The following is a 17,694-nucleotide window of genomic DNA, read 5'->3' as shown; positions in this document are numbered from 1 at the left end:
ATCCGTTTGCAACAATCTCTTAAACAATCTTAGCTACCGAAATTTCGGTTGTGCATCACTGCATTTGCATTCTTTTCATCTAATTCGCAAGCAATCTGCAACTCGCAAGCAATCTGGTTCCAGTGCATTAATAATATTCCCTATAGCGCAAAGGAAAAAATAACGATGGGTATTGCATCGATTGCTCGTTACAGCCTCGCAATGATTCAGCATAGTAGTGATTTAGCGTTTGCAGGTGGCTGTGATTCAGCGTTTGCGATTGCAGCTTTCACGCGTGGCAGCGTTATCGGGGGCTGCGTTTGCAAGTGGCCGTGTTATTTCTCCCGATCAAATGTGAGATCGGTTTGTATATTAGATCAGGAAGGTAATTGCAAAACCGAATATCAACTCAATTGTCAACTAGCGTTAAATAAGTGATTGACTAATACACATAATTTGATGCTGATTGAATGATGGGACAACGAAGCCTGCTATACAGGACTCGTAAAAATTGTTATGACTAGTTTGATATTCCCCCAAGTGGATGAGCTAGTTGGGAGCGGGATTGTGCCTTTGAGCGGCCTTCGTACCGTGGTCGGAGTTACTGAAGCCGATCAGGGCGATACTGCAACCAGCACTTGAAGAAACCCTAACAAAGCTGATTAGGGCAAAAAAACCGATCGGAGACAAGAACCACTCCCAGCATGAGCAAAGGTATTAACCACGGGACACAGCCGCAAAAAGGCACAATCCTGCTCCCAACGGTGCGAAGAAGCGACCAAAAACTGTCGCATAAGAATCCTGGTAGCCAAAGAAAGCAAACCAGCACTTCATGCCGTAGTCGGAGTTACTGAAGCTGATCAGGGCAAAAAAGCCGATCGGAGTCAAGAACCACTCACGACATGAGCAAAGGTATTAACCACGGGACACAGCCGCAAAAAGGCACAATCCCGCTCCCAACGGTGCGAAGAAGCGACCAAAAACTGTTGCATAATAACGCTCCCAACAGAGCGAAGGAATGCAATAGAACTGTTTCATATTAGTGTTCGTACAGCAGTCAGAAATTCCAAAGCCGATCAAGGGCCAAATAAGCAACTGAGGAAAACCTGACGACATTTCTTTCTTATAATATATATTATGTTAAATAGAAGTTTTCGTTGCTACTGCTGCTAAATGGCCTGGCTTCTTCACTATTGAATTTTAGGCACTGCACAATCCCTATGTGTGGAAATCAATTTTGATACACCTTGGTTCAATTCACCTATCAGGTGATACTGATAATTGCGAAAACAAACAATTGCGGGGGCAAAACGCAAATAAAAACAGGCCGCAAATTGCGGCCTGTTTTTATAGAGTTTCAAAAAAGTCTATCGATAATCTAAATAGCCCGAATTAGTGTTTTTTGTCAACGTCGTTAAACTTGGTAGTGAATTCAGTAACCTTATCACCCATTTGTTTTTGCTCATAAATTGTGATAGTGAGATCATAGGCATCCTTAAGAATATTCTTATCGTCGAGTTTAAGTTTTCCCTGTGATCCCAGGATCTGATCCACCTTTGTGAAGTAGTTCAGGGCTTCGTCGAATTTCTTATTCATTTCAACACGCAGATCTTCCTTTTTCTTTAATTCATCCGGTTTCAGTTTTGCGCCTCCTGAAGGACGGATAGCTTTATTTTTATTGTTTATGTCTACACCCTGGTTGTAAAGAATCTGGCCCATCAGCATTTGTGAATTTGCATAATCCGCTTTTTTCTCAATGCTTTTTGCAATCTGTTGTGTAGCACGTTCAATCAGTTCTGTTGAATTGGCGGGACGTTTGGTACTGTCCTGGTTGTAACCCGCCTGGTACAATTCTACTCCATAATTGAAATAGAATAAATGGTTATCGGGATTTTCTTTGATAACCTGCTCATATTTAGTGAACAGCTCATCTTTAGTTCCTTTTTCCCTGGCCATATCAAGTTCGAATCCAGACCAGAATGTTTCCTGGGGATAAACTTCGCGTCCCAATGTGGCATATTTTGTGGCGTTGGCCATGTCATTTTTCTGACGATAGTGATCAGCCAGCCATTTGTAGATCTCAACAAACCCTTCTGCCTTGGCTTTGCTTTCAGCAATTTTTCCATAATAAACAGCTGCGGTATCAGGTTTATTTGCTTTTTCAGCAGAGATACCAGCATACAAAGTAGTGGTTGTGTCGAGTTTTAAAGGAATCATGTTTCTCTTTGACATGATATCAAATACTTCGAGGCTTTTTTGAAAATTGGTTAACGCATCGTTGAAATTTCCGGCATTATAAAAAGATGCTCCATCTTTTGAATACGCAGAATAAATATCAACCAATGGTTTGTTGCCATCCATGGTGAGCAATGTATTTCTCTTGGTAGAATCCTTTGTTGATTCCAGTTCAAGATATTTTTTTATTGCATCGAAGGCCACTACTCTTGCATCAGGCACAGTGGCTTTAACGCTTGAGTCTGCATTGATAGCCAGGTAAATTTTACTTTTTGTATACCATGCTTCAGAATTAGCCTGGTTTTTATCGACTGCAAGGAAATTGTCGATTTCCGTTTTCGCTTCGGCCAGTTTCTTCTTTTCCAACGAAGTCTTGGCTTTGTCCAGCTTTTGTGCGAACAAACCAACAACTGATGAAGCAAGCATTACAGTCAGCAATATTCTTTTCATTTTTTCCGTGTTTATTTAATTAAAGTTATCGTTATGCAATTGGTTGATCGTTATCTTCCCCAGATGAGCCGGACTCGTTATCGGTTGTATCCTCCTCGTCTTCTGACGTAAATTCATCATTTACCAGCAGATCATCTACCGGATTTTCCCCGTCAACAAAACCTTCAACGCCTAATACATCTTCGGGCGACAGCCCGGTTACGGAAGCATTTTCATTCCCGGACACTTCATCCATAGTGGTTACTCCATCAACTACAATTTCTGCGCCCGTAACTTCCAGTTCATCAAGATTAGTAATTGCGGCTATTTCATCACCGTCATCAACACGAATTAATTTTACGCCCTGGGTGGCCCGTCCTTGTTCACTTATACCTTGAACCGGCATACGGATCGTTACTCCACTTTTGCAGGTGATCATAAGGTCTTCTCTTTCTGTAACATCAAGGATACCAACTAATCCACCACTTCTGGAAGTAACATTAATTGTCTTTACACCTTTACCTCCCCGGTTTGTGATCCGGTATTCGTCGACCTGGGTCTTTTTTCCAAAACCTTTTTCGCTGACAACCAGTACAGTCCGCGTTTTATCTTCACGACTGACACATATCATGCCAATCACTTCGTCGTCTTTCTCATTCACCTCAATTCCGGCAACTCCAATCGCTCCACGACCGGTCGGGCGCACTTTTTCTTCGGGGAAACGTATCGCACGGCCGCTTTTGACCGCCATCATTATTTCGCAATTGCCATTGGTTAGTTTTGCTTCCAACAATTCATCTCCTTCAAGAATCGTGATTGCATTTACACCGGTTTGCCTTGGCCTGCTGAAATCAGCCAATATAGTTTTTTTGATAATGCCTTTTTTGGTGCATAAAACAATGTTATGTCCGGCTACAAAGTCCTTATCCTGTAAATCTTTTACATCGATAATGGCTCTTACCTTGTCATCAGGCGGGATCTGTATCAGGTTCTGAATGGCGCGCCCCTTACTGGTTTTATCACCTTCAGGAATCTGGTAAACATTCAGCCAGTAACACCTTCCTTTCTCTGTAAAAAATAACATTGAATGGTGGGTCGAAGCCACGAACAGATGCTCTATATAATCTTCATCCCTGGTTTTACCTCCTATCTGCCCCCTGCCACCGCGGCGCTGTGCGCGGTATTCGGTTGCAGAAGTTCTTTTAATATATCCCAGGTGAGAAATTGTAATTACAACGTCCTCTTCCTTAATCAGATCTTTAATCTGCATTTCATCATCCAGGAAGGTTATTTCCGTTTTTCTTGCATCCCCGAACTTATCCTTTATTTCCTGTAATTCTTTTTTGATCAGATCAAATCTGAGTGTTTCATTGCCGAGCAATTCCTCCAGGTGGCTGATTACTTTCATCAACTCATCATACTCCTGTTTGATTTTATCTCTTTCCAGGCCGGTGAGACGCTGAAGACGCATTTCGAGGATGGCTTTAGCCTGTATTTCATCGAGTCCCCAACCAGCATTGATCAAAGCTTCCCTCGCGATTTCCGGTGTTGAAGATGCCCTGATAAGCGAAATTACTTCATCCAGGTGATCCAGCGCAATCAGGTAACCCTGAAGTATATGCGCTTTTTTCTGTGCCTCCCTCAATTCAAACTCGGCCCTGCGTATTACAACCTCATGACGGAACTCAATGAACTCGCTGATCATTTCTTTGATGTTAAGGGTCCGCGGACGGTCCTTTACAATGGCGACGTTATTAATTCCGTAGGATGTTTGTAACTCGGTAAACTTAAATAACTGGTTGATGATAACGTTCGCTATAGCATCCCTTTTAAGGTCTATAACAACCCGGGTTCCTTCTTTCTGATTTGATTCATTATTAACGTGGGCAATACCTTCAATAGTTTTTTCATTTACCAGCTGGCCGATTTTATCGCAAAGGGCATCCCTGTTAACCAGGTATGGCACATCAGTGATAATAACCTGTTCGCGTCCGCTTGCCTTGGTTTCAACATGCATTTTTCCACGAAGCACTACCCTGCCACGTCCTGTATGCATGCCAGCCTTGATCCCTTCCATCCCGTAGATTACACCCCCGGTTGGAAAATCAGGTCCTTTAATATATTGCATCATCTCATCGATGGTAATATCACGGTTATCAATAAACGCCGCACAGCCATCTATCACCTCGCTTAGATTATGGGGCATTATATTGGTTGCCATACCCACGGCAATCCCACTGGATCCGTTCACCAACAGGTTTGGAATCCTGGTTGGCAGCACTTTCGGTTCTTCAAGGGAGTCATCAAAATTGGTTTGAAAATCGACAGTTTCCTTATCGATGTCCATCAGCATTGATTCGGCTATGCGCTCCAGTCTTACTTCCGTATAACGCATTGCCGCTGGTCCGTCACCATCCTGGCTACCGAAATTACCCTGGCCATCTATCAGTGTATACCGCATGCTCCATTCCTGGGCCATCCGGACAATTGAATCATAAACAGATTTGTCACCATGCGGGTGATATTTACCCAATACTTCCCCGACGATACGGGCAGATTTTTTATGTGGCCGGCTGAAACCCATACCGAGTTCGTTCATGGCATGAAGTATACGGCGGTGAACCGGTTTAAGACCGTCCCTAACATCCGGGAGAGCCCGGCCAACAATTACCGACATAGAATAATCGATATAGGCCGTTTTCATTTGCTCTTCAATATTGACCGGAACTATCCTGTTAATATCGTTTGTTTCATTGGGGGTAATGTTATTTTCTTCCATGCTTACTTTTAAGGCTGAACTAAGTTTGAGAAATTAAAAATTAATGGAAATTGCTAACCGCGCAAAGGCTCGCAAATTTACCAAATCCGGGCCTCATAACCTTATCTAAATCGGTGTTTTAACAGGTATTTTTCCACGTTTGTGGATTGCTTCCAAAAATCCATGAAAAGGGTTTAACAATCCATTTATAACATTTCCAAAGGACTTTTTGGTATAGATCTTGGCTTTAAGTAACTTGTAGGTATACTGTAAGTTGAAACCAGTTACGCTTAACCCCTTCCTTTGAATTACCGCTGTTTAACGTCCCCTTTTTTATAATGGATTTGGTCTGCCTGCGCTGAATGCCCGGAATCTTTTTAATTGTGACAGAACAATCTTTTGTATGAACAGATATTTGCTTCTCAGGGATAACAAACAATCGGGTCCTTATTCCGTGCCTGAGCTTATTGAAAAGGGCATTAAGGCATATGACCTTGTTTGGCTCGATGGGAAAAGTGCAGCCTGGCGTTATCCGAGTGAAATTGAAGAGTTGAAGGCCTATGCGCCAATAGTAGAAGAACAGCCATTCGACCGATTTTATAAAAAGCCTGCAGCAGAAACACATTTTGCAGAGATCGCAATGACATCCCGGAATGAGTCTAAAAACATCCAGGGTTCTTCCGGACATGCAGCCACGAACGCCCCTGAGATATACTCAACACAGAAAATTGAAATTCCGGTTTCATCAGCTACATCCGGTTTTGAAACTGCCAACGGAGCTTCAGCAAGAGCCTCAGAAACAACAGTAAAAACGCCAATAGAATCAACTATAACAAGATCTTCAGAGGAAATAACAAGATTTTCGGAGGATACAATATCAATATCAAGACCTGCAGAAGGATCTGTTACAAGGTCTCCTTTCGAACCCAAACCCCAGGATGTTGCACCCTTGCATGATGGCCAACGAAAAATTTATGTAACGCTTCCAGGTTCCAAAACAGCCACACGTCCAAATACCGAAATCACAAAATCAACATCACCGGTTTCCCAGTCAGATAAGATTACTGAAAGACCTGCGCCTGCAGCCCGCGAAGATTATCGCGAAGAACAGGTATTTCCTGGCAGATCGGACGGAAATCAAAGTGAACGGTTCACCCCCGCTCCTAAATACAAAAAGGTTGATGCCGAATACAAAAAAGCTGAATTGGCAGATACAAGCTTCAGCAGCAAATTCGCGGGTGCAGATCTGTTAACGGACACAGTCTTCCCTGGTAAAACCAAAAAATCCATACTTGCCGGGAAACAAAATGCCGCAATCATGATCATGGGCGCATTATGCCTGCTGTTTGGAGGTATTATAATCGGACTGGCTATCAGTAACGGCAAAAAAGAATCTGCTAAAGAACTGAATAACCTGGTTAAACAAATCCAGGAAAGAGAAAGGTTGAAGCAGTTACCTGCCAGTCAGCCAGTTGCCAAAACAGATATACCAGCCAATACTGTCCCCGAACAAGTTCTGCCCGCAACTGAGGAACAACTTGTAAGCCAAAAACTCAATACCAGTGCAAATTCCCAGGCAAAACTTGCGGTCAGCAACACCGTTTCTAAAAAAGATAAAAAATCAGAAGAACCCCTGGTTCAGACTGTCGTTCCGGATGTTCAGCCAGTAACAATTCAACCTGTAGTAGTACAGGAAAACAAAAGCCTTTCCAACGCAGCAGCAGAATCAACGAGGAAAAATATCAGGCAACTGGTCTCGGTAAAAAGTAATAAGTATAAGACTGGTGTACTCGGTGGAATCTCTGATCTTTCACTCACTGTTTCGAATAAAAGCGATTTTGAAATCGACCAGGTTGAAGTCGAAGTCGCCTATCTTGGACCCGAAAAAAGAGTTGTAAAAACACAAACTATCGTATTTAACAATATAAAACCTGGCAATCAGCTAACCCAGGAAGTACCAAGAACTAATCGTGGTGTCAGTGTAACGACAAACATCAAAGTCATCAATTCCAGGTCGCTCGGGCTTGTCCACTCTGGCATATAAATACCAGCCTGCATACAGTTTAATTCATTTTATGTAAACTGATGTATTTCATCAGAACATTTTGTGCAAATAAATTTGACTACTTCGTTGCATTTATTCAACAATTCAGCCATGTAACAACTACACAATTATCAACTACGATAACGGCGCTTTTGTAATTAGCATTCCTCTCTAACCTGCGGCCATATTGTTTCAAACGAGCCTGGTTATATTATTTCTTCAATACAATTTTCGAAAAGTTTCAGCTTGGCATAATAGTTGAAATTTCATTCCACTCCTGACCTTCTCCTATTGAAATGATATCTATTAGCGCAAGCTTGCCTCAAACAAACTAAATACAGTACATGAACAATACAGCTTTAACTCTGTTAGGGGTTGTCATTGCAGTGATTGTGCTTCACGCATTCAAAGCGTCACAAACCAGCTCTGTAACAGGTCATATGAAAATTGACCCGAAAGGCTCACGTATTGTAGCCAGGCAGGGAAACGATTCAGTTAAAACACCCGTTGCTGCTGATGGAAGTTTCAGGATTTCACTTACCAAAGGCAGTTGGCAGTTGGAGATGGAACGATTCAATAATCAGAAACAAGTTCAGAATATATTTATTGATAGTATGACAATCAGGGAGCCTGAAGATATTGATCTCGGAAATATTCTCCCTGGCCTCTGATATTTTCCCTGTGAATTCATGTCTTATGCAGTCAGCCCCGGGGCTGGCTTTTTTTTATTTGTTGAGCGGCAAGTATATGAAGATGAAGCCAAAAGTGAATAACACCTTATTAAGTATATTGCAATAATATACTCTAAAGTAATGAACTCCATCTTGATTTTAGGTGCAGGGAAGTCATCCGTTTACCTGATTGAATACCTGATAGAAGAGGCTCGTCTTCACCAATGGAAAATACGTGTTGCCGACTATGATATTGAAGCAGCCAGGGCAAAAACAGGAAACTCGGTTCACGCAGAAGTTATATTTCTTGATATTCATGATTTGGAGTTAAGAAAAAGGGTAATCTCTGAAGCGACCCTTGTAATATCTCTGTTACCGCCTGCACTTCATTATTTTGTTGCATTGGATTGCCTTGAACTCGGTAAACATCTTTTTACGGCTTCTTATATTGATGAAAATCTCAGGCAGCTAAGCCCGGAAATTGAGGAGAAGAATTTATTATTCTTATGTGAATCAGGACTTGATCCTGGCATCGATCATATGAGCGCTATGCAAATGATTGATGAAATCCGGAAAGCCGGGGGCAAAATTCAGTCATTCAAATCGCATTGTGGTGGTTTGGTTGCACCTGAAAATGATGACAATCCCTGGCATTATAAAATCAGCTGGAACCCGCGAAATGTCGTGTTGGCCGGCCAGGCTGGAGCGGTATTTAAAGAAGGGGGCGAAATAATACATCTTCCGTACCAGCAATTGTTTAACCCGGAAAACACCGTTGAGATCCCTGAACTTGGTGAATTGTGCTGGTATGCAAACCGTGATTCACTCCCTTATATGGAACTTTATGGTTTAGAAAACTGTCACACATTTTTAAGGACCACCTTGCGTTATCCTGAATTTTGCCTTGGATGGAAAAACCTGGTGGATCTGAAGCTTACCGATGAAACTATAAAATATGACACCGATGGAATGATGCTTCAGACTTTTTTTAAGCAACATTTCTCGCAGCATGGCTTTGCTGAATGGGTCGATAAAAATCTGACTGCAGGATTCAGGGAAACTGCAGAAATCCTTGAGAAAATAGAAATGTTGATAACCCTAAGTGAAGACCCGGCAGATGATGTAAAAGATGATCTGAAAAAGTTTATGCTGATAGATGAAAACGGGCAGTTAAACACTATCGGGCTAGATGAAATAAAACTTAAGGCGGCAGACCGCGTTGCCTGGCAGAAACATGAAGCTACCCTGATTATCAGCCAGTTGGTTTTTCTTGGTATGAATGATGAGTTGCTTATCAATAAAGGATACTGCAGCGCAGCAGATGTATTGCAGTTTGCTCTTGAGAAAAAACTGGCTCTCAACGAGGGAGACAAGGACATGATTGTGATGTTACACGAAGTTGACTACGAACTGGAAGGAAAGAAATTTCATGCCCGTGCTTCCTTAATAGTGAAAGGCGAAGACAATATTCACACGGCAATGGCAAAAACTGTGGGCCTGCCTCTTGGTATTGCCGCATCACTTTACTTACAAGGTCAATTACCGTTGAAAGGTTTGCAAATTCCTGTTACAAAAGAAGTTTATAACCCGGTTCTGAAAGGACTTAAAGGGAAGGGAATTTCTTTCCTGGAAACTCACCAGGTTATTGAATGAAGGTTCATCTGCACATCCAGAGTTATACTCAAACATTGCTATCATTAGAGCCAATCATTATAATCATTGCAGGCCAATCGTTCCAATGATTACAGCCACTCATTACAATCGTTGCAGCCCAACCGTTCCAATCATTGCAGCCACTCATTAAAATCATTGCAGGCAATCCTGACATTCATTACAGCGAATCCAGTAATTTGTTCAATTCAACGATACCTTCAGTCGCGGGTTTTTCTATAGCAGTAAGATTTCGCTGCCCCAGGGTATATGGTATTGTTTTATCAATGATAAATTTTGGTATACCACGCGATGTATAATTGATAAGACCTGCGGCGGGATATACAACAAGCGAAGTGCCAATCACAACAAAAATTTCTGCCTCTGCTACCAGCGGAACGGCTAGTTCCATCATCGGCACCAATTCTTCAAACCAGACGATTGCCGGACGGTATTGGAAACCATCAGGAGCCAGGTCTCCTATCATTATATCACCATGAATCGGCTTAATAATTTGTTCGTTTTTCTCGCTACGCATTTTCAAAATTTCACCATGAAGATGCATAACCTTTGTTGAACCGGCGCGCTCGTGGAGATCATCAACATTTTGCGTTATGATTTGAACATCAAATCTCTTTTCAAGTTCAGCGAGACCATAATGCGCAGCATTGGGTTCTGCGGCCAGTACATTCTGACGACGCATATTATAAAACCCGAGGACGAGCGCCGGATCTTTTGTCCATGCACCCGGCGTGGCCACATCTCTTATATCATGACCTTCCCACAACCCGTCGCTGTCCCGGAATGTTTTTAATCCGCTTTCAGCGCTGATTCCGGCTCCGGTCAATACTACCAGTTTCTTCATATTTGAAAGGTTCATTCTATTGAGCGATTCATTTGACTGAACCATTAGTTCGACTGAGTTCGACTGAGTAATTACTTCAATTGAGTGATTACATCGATTAAGTAATTAAATGAATTGAGTGAATACTTCGATTGAGGAGTTGCTTCCATTGACCTATTTCTCCTCATGAACCCTATATTCATTTCACATTCCTGCCATCTCCATGATTATCTGCCATTCTGCATCGGTAACCGGCTGTACAGAAAGTCGACCAAGTCTAACCAGCGCCATCTGGCTCAAACGTCCATCAGTCTTGATTACAGATAGCGGAACTGCTTTTTTTAATTTTTTGAATGGTTTAAAATCGACTACCACCCAGGCAGCATTGTCCGTTGTCGGATCCTGGTAATATTCTTTTGCAACTTTTGCAATCCCGACAATTTCCATTCCTTCGTTGCTGTGATAATAAAAAACCTGGTCGCCTTTTTTCATCGCCTGTAGGTTGTTCCGGGCTGCATAATTACGCACTCCATCCCAGGTTGCGGTTTTATCTTTCTGAAACTGATCCCAGGAATATTTTTCTGGTTCTGATTTTATGAGCCAATATGCCATTTGTAATTGTTTAGTTAATGAAGACCCGCAAAATAAGTTTATTCATTGCCGTTATAATGTTTTTTTTCTCATCAGCTTCAGTTGTTTTCCTGTACAAATGCTTAATCTTTTATTGTAGAGAACTAATAAATAAAATGTACAGATGAATCTAACCACTTTGGTGTTCCGTAGATGCCAGAGTTACATGTAATGGTCACGAAAATTAATGCAAATTATTAAAAACGTAATAATGAAATCAGTAATAAAACTTTCAATGGTTGTTGGCCAGCGCCATCCTTACCTACCATGTTGTGGCGGGAAATGTAAGTGCGGCACAATTGCTTGAAATGATAAAAGCCGGGAACGGAAAAGCGGAGCTTACTACTGTAGCAGGCGGCAAATTAACGGCTTCTTTGAAAGGCAAAAATGTAGTACTAACCGATGAGAAGGGCGGTATGGCAACTGTAACTACAAAAGACGTTAATCAAAAGAACGGAGTTATTCACCTTATTGATCATGTGGTGTTACTCAAGAGCTGACAAGGCTCTACGAGGGCTGGCTTCTGCCGGCCTTCTTTTTTTATTAATCTTCCAGGCAACGTTATATCTCTCAAATCTGATCACTCGTTGCTTCCTAAAAACGCTGATGTTGAGATCACTGGATTATTCCCATCCGCTTGCAAGTACATCAGCAATATGCATAGTCTGAATATTCAATTCTTTAAAACGGCTGTAGCCATCAAGATGCATAAGGCATGAAAGATCGGTTGAAATGATACAGGAAGCACCGGTAGCGATGGCATTGCCTGTTTTCTGATCAGCCATGGCGACGGAGATTGATTCAAACTTGACCGCAAAAGAACCTCCGAAACCGCAACAGGTTTCAGTATCCTTCATTTCGACCAGTTCAAGACCTTTTACTTTGGACAACAGTTTACGAGGCTCCGATTTTATTCCACATTCTCTTAGCCCCGCACATGAATCATGATAGGTTGCACGAACCGGATAACTTGCACCCAGGTCTTCAACTTTAAGAATATTCACAAGGAATTCGGAGAACTCAAAAGTCCTTTTCTGCAAGGCTTTTACCTCGTTATGATGAGAGGAGTTGTCGAAGATTTTCGGATAATAATTTCTGATAAAACCCACACAGGAAGCACTGGGAGCAACAACATAATCGGCATCCTTAAAATCGTTGAGAAATTTTGAGCAGACGGCTTTTGAATCAGCCCGGAAACCCGCGTTATAAGCCGGCTGGCCACAACAAGTCTGTTCCTGGTTATAACTGACCGTACAACCGGCTTTCTCCAGTACTTTAACCATGTTAAATGCAGTACCGGGATAAAGCTGATCAATAAAACAAGGAATAAATAGCTCAACTTTCATTTGTTCCTTTTTATTTTTTTGCTGCCGCCTTAGCGAATGAACGCTTTGAACACTCCTGACGCTAAGAACATTCTTTTTGACTTGATACTATATACTTTCTTTCTGTGCCAAAATTTTTTTTATAGAGATTTCATACGGACTTTTCCAAACGGGCGGATCGGAATTTTCAATCAAAGCAGCTTGATAATCGAGATCATTTTCAAAGCAGTTATAGCTGCCTCTTCACCCTTGTGGCCATGTTTACCACCAATTCGTTCAAGCGCCTGTTGTTCGTTGTCAACTGTCAACACGCCAAAAATAACCGGAACCGGCAAGGTCAGGTTAAGTTGAACTACACCGTCCGTTACGGCCTTGCATACATAATCAAAGTGCGGAGTATCTCCCTTGATTACACAACCCAGGGCGATGAATGCAGAAGGCCGGTTATATGTATCGAAGTTGATATCCCAATATCGTTTTATCGTGAAGGGGATCTCGAAAGCGCCTGGTACGGTGATGGTCCTTACCTGCCTGATCTTACCTTCTGCCAGGATTTTCGAACAGCCTCTTTCCAGTTCGTCTACAACCGCAGCGTTCCATTCAGTCTTGACAATAACAATGCAGGCATCCTTGTTCAGGATGCCCGTATCTATATTTAGAAGTTTTGAGTTGCTTACGTCAGCCATGTATTATTTTATTTCACCCAAACGAGTAAGGTATTTGTCAATATCATAAGCGCGCTGGCTGTTTGGATATTTTTCCTTAATCTTTTTATAAAGCTCAATTGCTTCGGCTGTTTTGTTCATTGATTCTGACAGGTAGCCGGCCCGGAAAAGATATTCAGGGGAATTGAAATCATCAGTTTCAAGCATGGTCCCGGCTTTTTTATATTGCTCCACCGCTTCCTCTTTTTTCCCAAGTTCGGCATAAGCGTCGCCCAATAAACCGGTTGCCCTCACCTGAATGAGTTTTGAGTCAGTCGAAAAGTCCTTAAGATATTTCACAGCGTTATTATAATCGCCCAGTTGCAGGTAAGATGAGCCGGCATAAAATTTTGCAAGATTAGCGGCTTTTGTACCACTGTATCTTGAAATAGCTTTAAGAAAACCAGGGGTGCTTGCATCCCCGTTAAGTGCAAGGCGAAAAGAATCAATTTTATAATATTCCTGCGCTTTCCACATAGCGTCATTGGCCTTTATTTCTTCCGGACCTTTCACAAATCTGTTATAGGCAAAAAAACCGCCGACAACTAATACGATTGCCGTAAGGCCGATCATCGCGGGTTTGCTGTATTTGCTCCAAAAATCCTGTGCACGCTCTACAACATGCTGATCATGATTTCTTTCGGTAGACACGGGTTGTTCATGCTTCACTTCAGTCGCCATCGTTGGTGTATTTTGAATTTGTATTTGAATTTATTGCGCCTTTAACGGAAAGGGGTTTTATTTATTGGGGTAGCTTAACTTTGAACTGGAATTAGTCCTTGATGAAAGGGTAATCCGCCTGACGGTAAATGTCTTTATATACTTCATCATCATTCGGCCATGGCGACTCCTCTGCAAATTTCACAGAATGAATCACGGCATCTTCTACCCTTTTATCAATAGCTGCTATTTCCTGCTCAGTAGCATATTTTTTCTCGTAGATGGTTTTCAGAACCTGTTGGATAGGGTCACGGCCCTTGTATTCTTCGACCTCGTCTTTAGTACGATACTTCTGTGGATCAGATATAGAATGTCCTTTATAACGATAAGTTTTGAACTCTAGTAAAGTTGGCCCATCACCTTCTCTTGCTCTTTTAACCGCCCGGGTAACAGAATCGTGCACTGCTTCAGCACTCATACCATCAACAGTATCGGCAGGCATTTCATAAGCATCTGCCAGTTTATAAATATCAACTACGTTGCTGGTACGCTCAACCGAAGTACCCATAGCGTAATTATTATTCTCGCAAATAAAAATCACCGGGAGTTTCCAGGTCATCGCCATATTAAACACTTCGTGGAGCATCCCTTGCCTTGCAGCACCATCTCCAAAATAAGTAAGACAAACATTGTCCGTACCCTTATATTTCTCAGCAAATGCAAGTCCTGCACCGGTTCCTATCTGCGCGCCAACAATACCGTGACCGCCGAAAAATGCCACATCTTTACCAAAAAAGTGCATACTTCCGCCTTTACCCTTTGCACATCCCGTTGCTTTACCATAAAGTTCAGCCATACAAGAATCGGCGCTAACGCCTTTTGCAAGCGCCAGTCCATGATCGCGGTAAGCGGTCACAAAAGGATCCATTTGTTTTGTGGCAGTCATACAACCCGCGGCAATCGCTTCCTGCCCAACATAGGCGTGAAAGAATCCACGGATCTTCCCTTCCATTTTATATTTTTCTTCTGCCATTAATTCGAACTGGCGAATCATTTGCATCAATTCGTACCAGTAGAGATACGTTTCTTTTGAAAATTTGGTGGCCACTTTACAAAAATTTGAGGGGCAAAGATAAGGGGAAGAGATGAATTTCCTAGTTGTTTTTGGTTATTGTTAAGATAACAGGTAATTGCACCTATCATACTCAGTATCAATCTAAGATGGCAGCTAACTACCTTCCTTTGTAATTGACTCTAAAAGTTAGTTGTTATCTTGCATGATCATCCTAAAAAGATTCGGATCATCTTCAACCTTCGGTCAATATCAGTTTTCCAGTTTAAGAACTATTCCAGCTCGCAATTTGTGTTCAAAGAGCGGATAATCGGTATTTGCGGCAGAAATGGCATAGGCAAAACCAACCTGTTGGATGCGATCTATAACCTCTGTTTTACCAAAAGTTATTTTAACCGCTCCGACACTCAAAACGTTCAGCACGAAAAAAATGGGTTCAGGTTAGAAGGTGAGTTTTTCAAAAATAATCAGCAGGTCAAGGTTGTTTCCATTTTGCGGGAAACGGGGAAAAAGGAATTTATCACGGATGGACAATCCTACGACAGGCTTGCCCGCCATATCGGGCTATTGCCGGCAGTAATTATAGTGCCGGATGATGTATTACTGATAACTGGTGGCAGTGAGGAAAGACGGAGATTTTTAGACACTTTGTTTAGCCAGCTCGACCCGGAATATCTTCAGCACCTGATATCATATAACAAAGTGCTGCAACAGAGAAACGGATATCTTAAATCGCTGGATGACCGGCGCAGCCTGAACCCTGAATTGCTTGATGCCTATGATCATCAGTTGGTTCAGCATGGCAACTTTGTTTTTGAACGGCGTCGGGAACTTCTGTCCGAACTCATCCCCCGGGTTCACTCATTCTACAATCTGATTGCCGGGAAAGATGAAGAGGTGTCGGCCGGATACGAAAGTCAACTATTGAATACCCCATTCCAGGAACTATTAATCCAGAGCCGGGAGAAAGATCTGCTGCTTCAGAGAACCACCACCGGAGCACACAAAGACGATCTCAATTTCAGCATTGCATCCCGTGTTTTCAAATCAGAAGCCTCACAGGGACAAAGGAAAAGCCTGCTTTTTGCCCTTAAGCTGGCTGAATTCGAAACCCTCCGGATTCATAAAGGTTTCGCACCCATCCTGCTTCTGGACGATGTATTTGAGAAACTTGATGAGCAAAGAATCCGGAATCTGCTTGAATGGGTCTGCCGCGACAGTTCAGGCCAGATTTTTATTACCGATACACATAAGGAGAGATTCAAGGAAAATATTAATTATTTGGGGATAAAATATCAGCTCCTGGATATTTGACATTGATCGTTTTTTTATTACCTTGTCACCACACCCCTTTTATTACCCATAACAATCAACGATGCCAAGCCAGATAGAAACCTGTGTCGGGATTCTCAATGAATCCAGCGACACCAACTCCGCCTATTTTTCTTTCACAACCGATGACACCGGCGAACATGGAGTTATAAAGGCAAATAAAGAAGGTCTCCGTCTTTATGCTCTCGAACTTCTGAAAAAATCAATAGAAATGGAAAACAATCCCACCTTAAAAGAGGTTTTGTTTTTTGACGACTATGATTGGCTGGTCGACGATGCAGGTTATAACCTCATATGGGGTGTGGATCCAACACAGTTAACCCGGGCTGAGATTCGTGACGGTGAAGTTCAGGATGCGGATAACAAGACAGCGGAGACAAACACAGCCGCGAAACTGAGCCGTGGTTCAGTATGGCTACCCTCTCTTATTATATTGTCAGGCGGCCTGATAATCGTAACCATCGCAGCATTAAAATGGTTTCATTAACTTGCACCAATGGGCGAGTATTCAATAGGCGAAGCCTTAAAACACTTTATTAAACACAGCAGGTTAAAAGGTTCCATGCAGGCACTTCAGATAGAAGATGTTTGGGAAAAAATCATGGGTAAAACCATTGCCAGGTATACTGAAAAAATCTCGATCAGCGGTCATACGCTATATATTACTACACATGTTGCTCCGCTTAAGCAGGAATTACTTTATCAGAAAGATATTATTTGCAAACGGGTTAATGAGGCGCTTGGGGAGTCGACAATTAAGGAAGTTGTGATTAACTAAACATTCTTTATTCTATAGGCTGCCTCATCGTGGCAGTGTTTATGTTGCGCGTTCATGGCGCTCACTCGGTTCTTCCCTTCGCCGGATGGGCCTGAGGTTGGTTTGATTTGCCACTGTGATTCCTGGTTAATACCATTGTTCATGTCCCGCACGTGCGGGATTGTCTCCGATCGGCTTTTAGTTCCCTGATCGGCTTTGTTTGGTATGCTTGTAGTGCTGGTTGCCTTATTGGCTAGATGTTGATGTTGCAGGTTCATGGCGTTCACTCGGTTCTTCACTCCGCCGGATGGGCCTTTCGGTTGGTTTGATTTGCCACTGTGATTCCTGGTTAATACCATTGTTCATGCCGGGTCTCTGCTGTTGTCTCCGATCTGCTTTTAGTTCCCTGATCGGCTTTTTTAGGTATTTATGTTGTGCCAGGGGTTGTTGGGCCCTGATGGACTTCAGTAACTCCGAACAGGAATCGAAGGTGGCAATCAAACCAACCTCAGGCCCATCCTGCACGTTCTAATCTCGTTCACTTAAGGGGATATGCGACTTGTACAACAAAATTCAACATTCACTTATTGCAATAACCGGCATT

At 42.4% G+C, this 17,694-nt stretch carries 16 protein-coding genes; 7 read left to right on the top strand and 9 right to left on the bottom strand.

Annotated elements, in window-relative coordinates; genetic code table 11:
- Nucleotides 1-1,371 precede the first annotated feature (1,371 nt).
- Together VK664_RS21975 and gyrA are read right to left on the bottom strand one after the other, a co-directional pair.
- Nucleotides 1,372-2,664, bottom strand: coding sequence for a hypothetical protein (locus tag VK664_RS21975; protein ID WP_461400856.1), 1,293 nt, complete (start codon nucleotides 2,662-2,664; stop codon nucleotides 1,372-1,374).
- A gap of 31 nt (nucleotides 2,665-2,695) precedes the next feature.
- Nucleotides 2,696-5,422, bottom strand: a complete 2,727-nt coding sequence (gene gyrA, locus VK664_RS21970) for a DNA gyrase subunit A (protein ID WP_461400855.1) — start codon at nucleotides 5,420-5,422, stop codon at nucleotides 2,696-2,698.
- A 382-nt stretch (nucleotides 5,423-5,804) separates the two neighbouring features.
- Here gyrA and VK664_RS21965 point away from each other — a divergent pair, with 382 nt between their 5' ends.
- From VK664_RS21965 to VK664_RS21955, 3 genes are all read left to right on the top strand, one after another.
- The gene (locus VK664_RS21965; RefSeq protein ID WP_461400854.1) at nucleotides 5,805-7,445 is read left to right on the top strand and encodes a hypothetical protein; all 1,641 of its coding nucleotides are present in this window, start codon (nucleotides 5,805-5,807) and stop codon (nucleotides 7,443-7,445) included.
- A 344-nt stretch (nucleotides 7,446-7,789) separates the two neighbouring features.
- Nucleotides 7,790-8,116 carry a hypothetical protein gene (locus tag VK664_RS21960; RefSeq protein WP_461400853.1) on the top strand — a complete coding sequence of 109 codons (327 nt, stop codon included), beginning with the start codon at nucleotides 7,790-7,792 and terminating at the stop codon, nucleotides 8,114-8,116.
- A gap of 141 nt (nucleotides 8,117-8,257) precedes the next feature.
- Nucleotides 8,258-9,769, top strand: coding sequence for a saccharopine dehydrogenase C-terminal domain-containing protein (locus VK664_RS21955; protein WP_461400852.1), 1,512 nt, complete (start codon nucleotides 8,258-8,260; stop codon nucleotides 9,767-9,769).
- 178 nt (nucleotides 9,770-9,947) lie between these two features.
- Here VK664_RS21955 and VK664_RS21950 read toward each other — a convergent pair whose 3' ends face one another.
- On the bottom strand, nucleotides 9,948-10,631 hold the full coding sequence (locus VK664_RS21950) for an SIR2 family NAD-dependent protein deacylase (protein ID WP_461400851.1): 684 nt from the start codon (nucleotides 10,629-10,631) through the stop codon (nucleotides 9,948-9,950).
- Nucleotides 10,632-10,814: 183 nt separating this feature from the next.
- Nucleotides 10,815-11,222, bottom strand: coding sequence for an EVE domain-containing protein (locus tag VK664_RS21945; RefSeq protein WP_461400850.1), 408 nt, complete (start codon nucleotides 11,220-11,222; stop codon nucleotides 10,815-10,817).
- Between the two features lie 260 nt (nucleotides 11,223-11,482).
- Here VK664_RS21945 and VK664_RS21940 point away from each other — a divergent pair, with 260 nt between their 5' ends.
- Nucleotides 11,483-11,740, top strand: a complete 258-nt coding sequence (locus VK664_RS21940; protein ID WP_461400849.1) for a fasciclin domain-containing protein — start codon at nucleotides 11,483-11,485, stop codon at nucleotides 11,738-11,740.
- 123 nt (nucleotides 11,741-11,863) lie between these two features.
- Here the strand turns inward: VK664_RS21940 and VK664_RS21935 are convergent, their stop codons facing one another.
- The 4 genes from VK664_RS21935 to pdhA all read right to left on the bottom strand — a co-directional run bounded on the left by VK664_RS21935 (nucleotide 11,864) and on the right by pdhA (nucleotide 15,037).
- On the bottom strand, nucleotides 11,864-12,586 hold the full coding sequence (locus VK664_RS21935) for a (Fe-S)-binding protein (RefSeq protein ID WP_461400848.1): 723 nt from the start codon (nucleotides 12,584-12,586) through the stop codon (nucleotides 11,864-11,866).
- Between the two features lie 170 nt (nucleotides 12,587-12,756).
- Nucleotides 12,757-13,251 (bottom strand): 6,7-dimethyl-8-ribityllumazine synthase, encoded by a 495-nt coding sequence (ribH, locus tag VK664_RS21930; RefSeq protein ID WP_461400847.1) that lies wholly within the window; start codon nucleotides 13,249-13,251, stop codon nucleotides 12,757-12,759.
- A gap of 3 nt (nucleotides 13,252-13,254) precedes the next feature.
- Complete coding sequence (locus VK664_RS21925; RefSeq protein WP_461400846.1) at nucleotides 13,255-13,950, bottom strand: tetratricopeptide repeat protein; 696 nt, start codon at nucleotides 13,948-13,950, stop codon at nucleotides 13,255-13,257.
- Between the two features lie 91 nt (nucleotides 13,951-14,041).
- Nucleotides 14,042-15,037 (bottom strand): pyruvate dehydrogenase (acetyl-transferring) E1 component subunit alpha, encoded by a 996-nt coding sequence (pdhA, locus tag VK664_RS21920; protein ID WP_461400845.1) that lies wholly within the window; start codon nucleotides 15,035-15,037, stop codon nucleotides 14,042-14,044.
- A gap of 165 nt (nucleotides 15,038-15,202) precedes the next feature.
- Here pdhA and recF point away from each other — a divergent pair, with 165 nt between their 5' ends.
- The 3 genes from recF (at nucleotide 15,203) to VK664_RS21905 (ending at nucleotide 17,111) form a co-directional block, all read left to right on the top strand.
- Nucleotides 15,203-16,315 carry a DNA replication/repair protein RecF gene (gene recF, locus VK664_RS21915; RefSeq protein WP_461400844.1) on the top strand — a complete coding sequence of 371 codons (1,113 nt, stop codon included), beginning with the start codon at nucleotides 15,203-15,205 and terminating at the stop codon, nucleotides 16,313-16,315.
- Between the two features lie 61 nt (nucleotides 16,316-16,376).
- Nucleotides 16,377-16,820, top strand: a complete 444-nt coding sequence (locus tag VK664_RS21910) for a hypothetical protein (protein ID WP_461400843.1) — start codon at nucleotides 16,377-16,379, stop codon at nucleotides 16,818-16,820.
- A 9-nt stretch (nucleotides 16,821-16,829) separates the two neighbouring features.
- A complete protein-coding gene (locus VK664_RS21905; RefSeq protein WP_461400842.1) occupies nucleotides 16,830-17,111 on the top strand; it encodes a DciA family protein in 282 nt (93 codons plus the stop codon).
- Here the strand turns inward: VK664_RS21905 and VK664_RS21900 are convergent.
- Nucleotides 17,108-17,449 carry a hypothetical protein gene (locus VK664_RS21900; protein ID WP_461400841.1) on the bottom strand — a complete coding sequence of 114 codons (342 nt, stop codon included), beginning with the start codon at nucleotides 17,447-17,449 and terminating at the stop codon, nucleotides 17,108-17,110. The two genes, VK664_RS21905 and VK664_RS21900, sit on opposite strands and share 4 nt — an antisense overlap.
- Nucleotides 17,450-17,694 lie beyond the last annotated feature (245 nt).

The organism is Flavitalea sp. (assembly GCF_035489435.1).
In the GTDB taxonomy this organism is placed as follows: Bacteria; Bacteroidota; Bacteroidia; order Chitinophagales; family Chitinophagaceae; genus DATHKG01.
Note: the sequence above shows the minus strand (reverse complement) of the source record. Positions and strands in the feature narration are given on the sequence as shown.